4 protein-coding genes are annotated in these 3,322 nt (G+C 32.2%); 1 reads left to right on the forward strand and 3 read right to left on the reverse strand.

Annotation, left to right across the window (positions count from 1 at the left end):
* The coding region (locus J7M77_RS12690; protein ID WP_296879138.1) for an ROK family protein at window positions 1-583 on the reverse strand (583 nt) is incomplete at its 3' end.
* Window positions 584-805: 222 nt separating this feature from the next.
* On the opposite strand from J7M77_RS12690, the gene brxF reads away from it, so the two are divergent.
* Window positions 806-1,234, forward strand: coding sequence for a BREX-3 system P-loop-containing protein BrxF (brxF, locus tag J7M77_RS12695; protein ID WP_296879140.1), 429 nt, complete (start codon window positions 806-808; stop codon window positions 1,232-1,234).
* Window positions 1,235-1,251: 17 nt separating this feature from the next.
* Here brxF and J7M77_RS12700 read toward each other — a convergent pair whose 3' ends face one another.
* Together J7M77_RS12700 and J7M77_RS12705 are read right to left on the reverse strand one after the other, a co-directional pair.
* Window positions 1,252-1,860, reverse strand: coding sequence for a V-type ATP synthase subunit D (locus J7M77_RS12700; protein WP_296879142.1), 609 nt, complete (start codon window positions 1,858-1,860; stop codon window positions 1,252-1,254).
* 2 nt (window positions 1,861-1,862) lie between these two features.
* Complete coding sequence (locus J7M77_RS12705) at window positions 1,863-3,305, reverse strand: V-type ATP synthase subunit B (protein ID WP_296879143.1); 1,443 nt, start codon at window positions 3,303-3,305, stop codon at window positions 1,863-1,865.
* Window positions 3,306-3,322: the final 17 nt, after the last annotated feature.

Raw genomic sequence — 3,322 nt, forward strand, 5'->3', positions numbered from 1 at the left:
CAATACTTTCAATATTTAATACCTTAGCACAGCGCTTACAAAGTGCCGTTGTCGAAGCAATATCCGACCAGGTTAAAGCTTTATTAGTTTCTTTATCATAAGCAACAATGATCGTACTAATTTCCCCGGCAAAAAGATTTTTACCATGATGAATTTGTTTGTTTTTTATGATCGTACCACCAATACCGGTTCCTAAAACTACCACGATAGCATCCTGATTATCTTTAGCATTACCGATCCACGTTTCCGCTAAACCGGCACATTTAGCATCATTTTCTACTGTTACTTTAAGATTATCACAAGCTTTCGATATTTCCTCAGTCAAACAAACTCCTTGTAAATAAGGATGAGCGACAATTATCTTAATGATTCCGGCTTTAGCATCGATAACTCCTGGTGATGAAAATGCAATTCCTTTAACCTTCCCTTGATAATTTAAATAAATTTCTTTAATCTTAGCTACAAACATTTCTAAACTAGTAATTTCTTGAGCCGAGAAATTAAACTTTTTGATGATCTCACCAGTTTCTTCCATTAAACCGTATTTGATCACTGTACCTCCAATATCAAAGACTAAATACATACTCATATCCTCCTTATTAATATCATAACATAAATACAAACAAAAACTAATATTTTATCAAAACAACAATAAAATATAAATCTTCGTCATATTTCCCAGGAAATAATAATTAAAGTGATGATTTTACTATCAAAAGATGAATAATAATGTTAAAATAAAGATAACAAAAGATTAAGTTTCAATAAAATTTGGGATGAAATAAAAATAAAGGAGGAAAAACCCATGGACCAATTAAAAAAAGAAATCGAAGCTGCAAAAAATGGAGAAAGTAAACTAATCTTGATCATCGGTGAACCCGGAAGCGGTAAATCAAAAGTAATTCATGAATACAGTAATGAAACTGGTATTCCAATCTTGAATTTTGATCAAATCTTCGGTACTAATTCTAATGATATCGAAAATATCATGAATGACTTTTTAAAGAACTATGATAAAGATATTTTACTAATTGATAATAAACGTGTACTTTATGCTAAAGACTCAAAAATTGATATGCTTTCATTTTTAAAAGAATTAGCCAATAAAACAATTGTCGTAGCGACATGGAATGGTATGATTGAAGATAATAAATTAATTCATATTCGTTCTAAATTACCAGCTAACTTAGAATATTCATTAGATGGTGAAAATATTAAATTTATTCAAAAATAGTGATAGCTTAGCTACCACTATTTTTTCATTTCTTTAATTACTTTTTGGCGAGTAAATTCTTCACGCTCTTTTTCCTCTAACGCTTCTGAAATGACCTTAACATTTTCCTCAAAACGAGGAATGGAAATATTCTTTAAAGCATTAGCTCTTTTTTGTGTTTTTCTAATTGTATTAGCTAAACGGTAAACACTGTTTTCAACTTCCGCTAATAATACAGTTAACTGTTTAACTTTATAAAAACAATTATACGCATAATCAACTTTTGAATTTGATCTTTCAATATCATAAGTCATTTTTAAAGGCTGTTTATTGTAAGAAATCTTCGGAATCTCTACTCCCATGACACTACGATAAGCAATTGAGATTCCATAATCTTCAGGAATCCCATTAACAATATTACTAATCAGCCCCATGGAAATATTAGCTTCCTGCAAAGCATCATAGGCTTCTTGATAAGAGGAAGTAATTTGCTCCCGAATAATTTTAACGTCATCTAATAATGACATCATTTCTTTAATTAAAACATTTCGTTTTTGATCCATTAAACTATAACCAAGGTTAGCTAACTGCAATGATTTTTTCATTGCAATTAGGTTACCTTTAGTTGGAACTACTTTAAGAGCCATAATTATTCACCTTCTCTTTGTAATTCTTTAATGATCATCTTTTCCTTAATATTGAAACGTTGAATAGCTTTTTCATGATTATAATGTTCATCTAGTAAAGCATTATCCAAACGATCTAAAGCTTCTTTTGGTAAAACAGATACTAGATCCCATCCTAAATCTAATGTTTCTTCGATTGAACGGTTCGTGTTAAATCCTTGGTTAATGAAATATTCTTCAAATAAATTACCAAAAGTAATATATTTTTTATCTAAATCTGATAACTCATCTTCACCAATAACTGATGTCAATGAACGAACATCCTGAACATGGGCATAGCAGGCAAATAACTGATTGGCAATATCCTGGTGATCTGCTCTTGTATAACCTTCACCAATTCCATCTTTCATCAAACGACTAAGTGATGGTAATACGCCAACTGGCGGATAGATACCAGCTGAATTTAAATCAACATCCAAAGTGATTTGCCCTTCCGTAATATATCCAGTTAAGTCAGGAACCGGATGGGTAATATCATTATTTGGCATCGTTAAAATTGGAATTTGGGTTACCGAACCTTTGGCATCTTTAATAATTCCCGCTCTTTCATATAATGAAGCTAAGTCAGAATATAAATATCCTGGATATCCTTTACGAGCTGGAATTTCTCCTTTACTAGAAGAGAATTCACGAACCGCTTCACAATATGAAGTAACATCACTATAAATTACTAATACATGCATATCTTGTTTAAACGCTAAATATTCAGCAGCTGTTAAAGCACAACGTGGTGTTAAAGTACGTTCGATAATTGGATCGTTTGATAAGTTTAAAAACATAACTACTCGATCCATTACCCCAGCTTCTTTAAAACTACGTTTGAAATATTCAGCAACGTCATTAGTTACCCCCATCGCGGCAAAGACAACTGCAAAACCTTCACCAGATTCATCAGCGATTTTTGCCTGTTTAACGATTTGTACTGCTAAACGGTCATGAGGTAAACCTGATACTGAGAAAATTGGCAACTTTTGCCCACGAATTAAAGTCGCTAGACAGTCAATTGAAGAAATTCCCGTATTGATATAGTTACGCGGATAAACACGAGAAACGGGATTTAATGGTAAACCATTAATATCCATTTCTTCTTCAGCATAAATTTCTCCAAGTCCATCAATTGGACGACCAGCACCACTAAAAATTCTTCCTAAAATTTCTTTAGACACTGGCAGTTCCATTGGTTTTCCTAGTAATCTTGTTTTGGTATTTTCTAGTGATAAACCGTTAGTTCCCTCAAATACTTGAACAACGACTTTTTCACCTTCAATTTGAACAATTCGACCAGATCGAGTTGTTCCATCATTAATTTGTATCTCTACCATTTCATCGTATGAAGCACCTTTAACGTGGTCTAAAACGACTAATGGTCCATTGATTTCATTTAAACCTACATATTGTAGTGACATAATCATTTTCCTCCTAC

The organism is Thomasclavelia sp. (assembly GCF_017889095.1).
Classification (GTDB): domain Bacteria; phylum Bacillota_I; class Bacilli_A; order Erysipelotrichales; family Coprobacillaceae; genus Thomasclavelia.